Genomic DNA, 6,264 nt, shown 5'->3' on the forward strand with positions numbered 1-6,264 from the left:
AGATACTATTACCACATTTTGATAAAAAAAGTTCCGGCAGAACAAAGAAACTTTTCTCTTCGAAAAAGCGTATACTATCCATAACGAGAGTAAAAGGAAAGGGGACTGAGAAGGTGAATTGGATGAAACAAGCTACACTAGCTGCGACACTGTTGATCGGAACGACATTAAGTGGGTGTGGATCGGATGATGCGCGAGCGGAACGACCAGATGATCCGGATTGTGATGACTATGAATATGATAACGATGAAGGTGTCTGGTACTGTGATGATAGTTCGTCGACTCATTCAGGCTACTATTACTGGGGTGGTAGTTATTTCGCTTCACGTGCCTTGATGCACAGTGCGATGCGAACGAAAGGATATACGCCGAAATCGAAAAAAGTAAAGAGTTACAATACGAAAACAAAAGGATTCGGAACGGGCTCGTCCTCCGGCTTTTTCGGCGGATGAATAAACGACAGACCTTTTATGGAGACATCGATCGTTTTTGGGATGTGCTAGACGGGGAACCGTACGCTGTCACGGAAATCATGCCGATCTCGGACAAACGAATCGATCAACTGCATATCGCAGCGCAAGAAGTGTATCGGATATTTGAAAAAGTACTTCCGATTCTTCGCTCAATGGATGATCAGGCACTACTTGAACTTGGTTTCCCAGTCGAAAGTCTTGCCTTCTTACGACTCGAGACGATGCGACCGCTGACCGTCATCGGGCGCTTTGATTTCATTGTGACGGCTGATCGCATTTCACTCATGGAATGGAATGCCGATACGCCGACCTTCATTAAGGAAGTATTTGAAGTCAACGATGTCGTAGCAGAGAAACAAGGATTTAAACGTGTCAATGATGGAGAAAACGAATGGCTCAAGGAAGCTGTCCGTCGTGCAATCGAAGCAGCGACATATCGGACGAAGCAGGATCCGCATGTTGTCTTCACTTCACATGGCGACCATATCGAAGATCGGCTGACGTCTGAGTATTTGCAGTCGTTCTGGAGTAGCGCGGTCTATTGTCCGCTTGATGCACTAGAGATTCGCCCGGAAGAGGGCTTGTACGATGAGACAGGTAAAAGAATTGATATTTTATATCGGCAAACCTTTCCAATCGAGATGGCTTTGCTGGACCGGGATGAAGAGGGGCGAAACCTAGGACAGTTATTGTTGCAACTTGTCGAGACGGGGCGGCTAGAAATCATCAATCCACCGTCCGCTTTTTTAATGCAAGCCAAGTCGGTTCTTGCGTTGATCTGGATGTTACACGAAACCAAGCATCCATACTTGAGCGAAATGGATCATACGATGATTGCACGTTATTTTTTACCGACATACTTATCAGAAGATGCATTCATCTCAAGCCGACAACCGTTCGTCAAGAAACCGATCTTTGGACGCGAAGGGGACACTGTAACGGTCCATGACGGACAGGGAGAAGTGCTGCTAAAGAATGAACAGCATACGTTTCTTGATCAACCGGCTGTCTATCAAGCGTATCGAGAATTACCGACGTATCCACTTCAAGAAGAGGGAGACGTCGCGTATATGTACGGTGTTTTTATTTTAGGTGGAAGACCGAGTGCGATTGGTGTACGTGCTGGAGAACGGATTACTGGGAATCGTTCCTATTTCGTACCAATCGGTCGACAGCATGAAGGAGGGAGAAACATATGAGAGCAGCCATTTTAGGAGCATCCGGTCTAGTTGGCCAAGAACTCGTAGACCGTTTGTTGGCAGAAGAGGCATATAGCGAGGTACATGTTCTTGTTCGCCGACCGATACGCCGTTTTCATCCGAAACTTGAAGAATGGGTGATTGATTTTGATCGTGTGACAGAAATCGAATTGCCTGTCGTTGATCACGTCTACTGTGCACTAGGTACGACGATTAAACAAGCAGGCTCGCAAGATGCATTCCGTCTAGTTGATTATACGTATCCGGTTGAACTTGGTCGTGAACTGTTAGATCTCGGTGCGACACGTTTTGCTTTGATTTCAGCTCTTGGTGCCCATCCGAATGCCAAAACCTTCTACAATCGCGTAAAAGGGGATACGGAAAATGGACTACGCGTACTAGGATACGATGCATTACTAATTTTCAGACCTTCGCTCTTGTTAGGAGAAAGAGACGAGTTTCGTTTAGGCGAACAGGCAGCTGCGAAAATTTCGACGGTGTTACGACCGTTATTAAAACGCAGTGCCATCGCTCCGATCGAAGCCGGTCAAGTCGCTGCGGCGATGATTCATGAAACGCTACATGCGCCGCCTGGAATTACGATCATCGAATCAAAACAGATGCAATCTTGAGCAGCCGACTTGTCGGTTGCTCTTTTATTATTCTTGTAATATAAATAATATTTGACTCATCAAATGATTTGCGGTTGAATGGTAAAGTGCTGTCTCATATATAAAAAAAGAAGTGAGACAATTCAGGCAAAACAGTGTATTCGTATCCTATCTGTTTCGTCACGCTTATCGTTTGGGGAAAGCGGGAAAAGATGATGGATTATGCACTTATTCAGGGCAGATGAAAGGAGCCAATCATATGGCAGAGTTTGATCGCGATCAGGTCTATAAGACCGTTCCGCAAAAAGGATTCTTTGGAAATCCGAAAGGGTTATTCACCCTCTTCTTCACCGAGTTTTGGGAGCGTTTCTCCTACTATGGTATGCGTGCCATCCTTATCTTCTATATGTACGACTCAGTCGCAAATGGTGGTCTAGGAATTGACAAGACGACAGCTGCGTCAATCATGGCCGTTTACGGTTCACTCGTCTACATGTCTGGGATCATTGGTGGATGGGTAGCTGACCGTTTGCTCGGTACGTCTCGAACTGTATTCTATGGTGGTATCTTGATAATGCTGGGGCATATCGTTCTTGCTTTACCAGCAGGCATTACGGCACTCTTCGTCTCGATGGGACTCATCGTCATCGGTACCGGTTTCTTGAAACCGAACGTATCGAATATCGTCGGAGATTTGTACAGTAAGACGGATAATCGTCGTGATGCTGGATTTAGTATCTTCTACATGGGGATCAACGCTGGGGCATTCCTTTCACCACTCGTCGTCGGTGAAGTGGCTGACCGTGGTGGGTACCATGCTGGTTTCGCACTCGCCGCCATCGGAATGTTCGCAGGACTTATCGTCTTCGTCCTGACGAAAAAGAAAAACCTTGGTCAAGCAGGTACGTATGTCTTAAACCCATTAAAAGGGGACGAGAAAAAACGCTTCATCACGATTGCGTCGATCGTTGTCGTCGTCATTGCGGTTCTCGGTGTCATTGCATCGATGACAGGATTGTTGACGATTTCTCGCTTTACCTTGATGGTCACGATTCTCGGAATCTTGATTCCAATCGCCTATTTCACAGTCATGCTTCGTAGTCCAAAGATTACAGATGACGAACGATCGCGCTTGATTGCTTATATTCCGCTCTTCATCGCAGCAGCGATTTTCTGGGCGATCCAAGAACAAGGTTCATATGTCCTCTCGATCTTCGCAAGTGAACGGACGAACCTTTCATTCTTAGGATTTGAGATTCAACCGGCATTCTTCCAATCGTTGAATCCGCTCTTCATCATCGTATTAGCACCTGTATTTGCAAGCTTCTGGGTCAAGCTAGGGGATCGTCAACCGACGACGATGCAAAAGTTCTCGTTCGGTCTTCTGTTTGCAGGGCTTTCGTTCATCGTCATGACACTACCAGGTATCCTATTCGGTGTTGAAACAACAGTTAGTCCGCTCTGGCTGACGCTCAGCTTCTTCCTCGTCGTCATCGGTGAGCTCTTCTTGTCACCAGTCGGTTTATCGGCAACGACAAAATTGGCGCCGGCAGCCTTCTCAGCGCAAACAATGAGTCTATGGTTCTTGACGAACGCAACGGGACAAGCGGTCAACGCGCAAATCGTTAAGTACTATAAAGCGGATACAGAGATTCTATATTTCGGTATCACAGGTATCGTTGCCGTCATCTTCGGATTACTCTTATTCGCTTTCGCACCAAAACTTCAAAAATACATGCGCGGCATTCGTTAAGATATTCAAAAAAGACGCTTTCTCGATCGAGAAAGCGTCTTTTTATTAATCATTCGTCCGGATATGGCGTAAGGCCTCTGCAAGCAAGGCGACTAACGTTCCGAGGACGAGACCGTTCGACATCAGTGTCGTCATGAGTGGTGGTAAATCAGCCGTTGCTTCTTTCGGTAACAACAACGCACCGATGCCGACGAGAACTGGAAGACCAACTGTGATCATCGCTGTTTGACGATTCAAATCGCGAGCCGCTTCCGTGACGCCGATGATTGCCATGCCGGCAACGATCGGGGCGACCATCGCATAACCAACAGCGACAGGGATTTTAGCAATCAAACCGACGAACGGTGTCACGATACTGAGGAAGAGACACATGATATTCGCATAAACGAACGCTTTGCGGTCCGTATTATCCGTTGAGGCGATGAATCCAGCCGTTCCGGAAATAGCAACAGGACCCACTGTACCGAACAGACCGGCGAAGAGTTGTCCGATACCAGCCGTGATACCAGCCGTCCCGACTTGTCCTTTGACCGTTTCTCCGCGCTTCGCACTGATGATTCGTTCAATGACCTTGATGTTCGCTAAGACGTTCGTCATCAAGAGTAACGAGATGATGATAGCAGTCGGCAATAGGCTCCAATCGATATGAATACCGCCGAATGGTAATAGGCTCGGTAAAGTGAACAGTGGACCATCAAAGCTCGGCATCTCAGCACGTCCGATCAGTGCGAACATACTCCAACCGACGAGTAGTGTAATCAATAAAGCATATTGTCGTAAGCGATCACTGCGTTCTAAATAGAGCGAGATCAAGACGGTCAAAATCGAGATGACGGCAGGTAATGCTTGAATCCGTCCGTCTTCGATATTCAACAATCCTTTCATGACGGATCCCGACAGCTGTGCCGACAGCAATAACATATAAACACCAATGACTTGTGGAGTGAAGAGCGGAACTAAGCGTCGTAAGACACCTGTCACCGTCAAGATGATACAGATGATTCCGCTGAGTAAGAGTAAGAATCCGAGCGATTGTAGCGTGTTCGAATAACTGCCGTACAGCGTGACACCAATCGATGAATAGAGAGCGAATACTCCCCACCAAATTCCAGCAGGACCTTCCATGATTGGAAGACGGTGTCCGAGTAGGACTTGAAATAGACTTAAGATGGCAAATACGAATAGACAACGAGATAAAAAGGAAAGCGTCTCGGCACCCGAGAGTTCAAACGATGCTGCGATGGCAAGGGGTGGGGCAATGTTGGTACAGATGATGAATAAAAACCATTGAATCGTAGACACAAGGGTACGCGGCAAAACGTAAATCTCCTTTCGAAAAAACAATAGTGACTTTATCTTAAACCAATTCATGAAAAAGAGATAGGGATGCTTACAATGACTGAAAATTCTATCATTTGTTTTCATATGTGATTTAACACATAATAATGGGTATAACGCTATAGGGAGGGAATGACATGAAAAAATGGAGTAAACGAATCCTTGGAACGATTGTTGCAGTACTTGCGCTACTCGTATTTGCCTTTATGATTTGGGCACAATTCGATTATGACGCTTCGCAGCAAGCGGCGTCTTACGTGGAGACGGAAACACCACGTGAAGTCACGTTTGGAAAAGAGACGAGTGACGTCGGATTCATCTTTTATCAAGGGGCAAAAGTTGATGCAGCTGCTTACAGTTATTATGGTAATCAACTAGCGAAAGATGGACATTTTGTCATCATACCGAAGCTACCGTTTCGGATTGCCTTGCTCGATGCAAACGAAGGACTCGATATCGTCGAGGAATATCCGCAGGTCAAAAAGTGGTATCTGATCGGGCATTCACTAGGTGGAAGCGCGGCTTCGACAATCGTCGAACAACATTCGAAGATTAAAGGAATCATCTTCCTCGCATCCTATCCGATTGATTCGATTGATGTGCCCTCACTAACGGTCTATGGTGGACAAGATGGTGTCTTACCAATCGCTGATATCGAAAAAAGTAAGCAGAATGTTCGAAAAGATGCGGTATTCCATGAAATCAAACAAGGAAATCATGCGAACTTTGGTATGTATGGACCACAAAAAGGGGACAACAGGAGCCCATTGACGTCAAAAGAGCAACAAGATGAGGCGTTAGACGAAATCAAACAATTTATCGATATGCCTTGATCGATTCTTTAGGAAGAAACGATTCATCAACCAAACGAAAAAGACGGAGAGATTCCG

The 6,264-nt window shown here is 46.1% G+C and carries 6 protein-coding genes; 5 read left to right on the forward strand and 1 reads right to left on the reverse strand.

Annotated elements, in window-relative coordinates:
- Positions 1 to 122: 122 nt before the first annotated feature.
- The 4 genes from B2U10_RS13640 to B2U10_RS13655 all read left to right on the forward strand — a co-directional run bounded on the left by B2U10_RS13640 (position 123) and on the right by B2U10_RS13655 (position 4,036).
- Positions 123 to 452: a hypothetical protein gene (locus B2U10_RS13640; protein WP_035411974.1), complete on the forward strand. Its 330-nt coding sequence runs from the start codon at positions 123 to 125 to the stop codon at positions 450 to 452.
- Entirely contained in the window at positions 449 to 1,672 is a 1,224-nt protein-coding gene (locus B2U10_RS13645) for a glutathionylspermidine synthase family protein (RefSeq protein WP_290774403.1), read from the forward strand. Before B2U10_RS13640 ends, B2U10_RS13645 begins: the two co-directional genes overlap by 4 nt.
- A complete protein-coding gene (locus B2U10_RS13650) occupies positions 1,669 to 2,304 on the forward strand; it encodes a hypothetical protein (protein WP_035411980.1) in 636 nt (211 codons plus the stop codon). The genes B2U10_RS13645 and B2U10_RS13650 overlap by 4 nt, the downstream gene beginning before the upstream one ends.
- Positions 2,305 to 2,542: 238 nt before the next feature.
- Positions 2,543 to 4,036: a peptide MFS transporter gene (locus B2U10_RS13655; protein ID WP_035411982.1), complete on the forward strand. Its 1,494-nt coding sequence runs from the start codon at positions 2,543 to 2,545 to the stop codon at positions 4,034 to 4,036.
- Between the two features lie 45 nt (positions 4,037 to 4,081).
- Here B2U10_RS13655 and B2U10_RS13660 read toward each other — a convergent pair whose 3' ends face one another.
- A complete protein-coding gene (locus B2U10_RS13660) occupies positions 4,082 to 5,353 on the reverse strand; it encodes a purine/pyrimidine permease (RefSeq protein ID WP_290788289.1) in 1,272 nt (423 codons plus the stop codon).
- 158 nt (positions 5,354 to 5,511) lie between these two features.
- Here B2U10_RS13660 and B2U10_RS13665 point away from each other — a divergent pair, with 158 nt between their 5' ends.
- A complete protein-coding gene (locus B2U10_RS13665) occupies positions 5,512 to 6,207 on the forward strand; it encodes an alpha/beta hydrolase (protein WP_035411987.1) in 696 nt (231 codons plus the stop codon).
- Positions 6,208 to 6,264: the final 57 nt, after the last annotated feature.

The sequence above is a fragment of the Exiguobacterium sp. UBA7533 genome, assembly GCF_002479335.1.
Classification (GTDB): domain Bacteria; phylum Bacillota; class Bacilli; order Exiguobacteriales; family Exiguobacteriaceae; genus Exiguobacterium_A.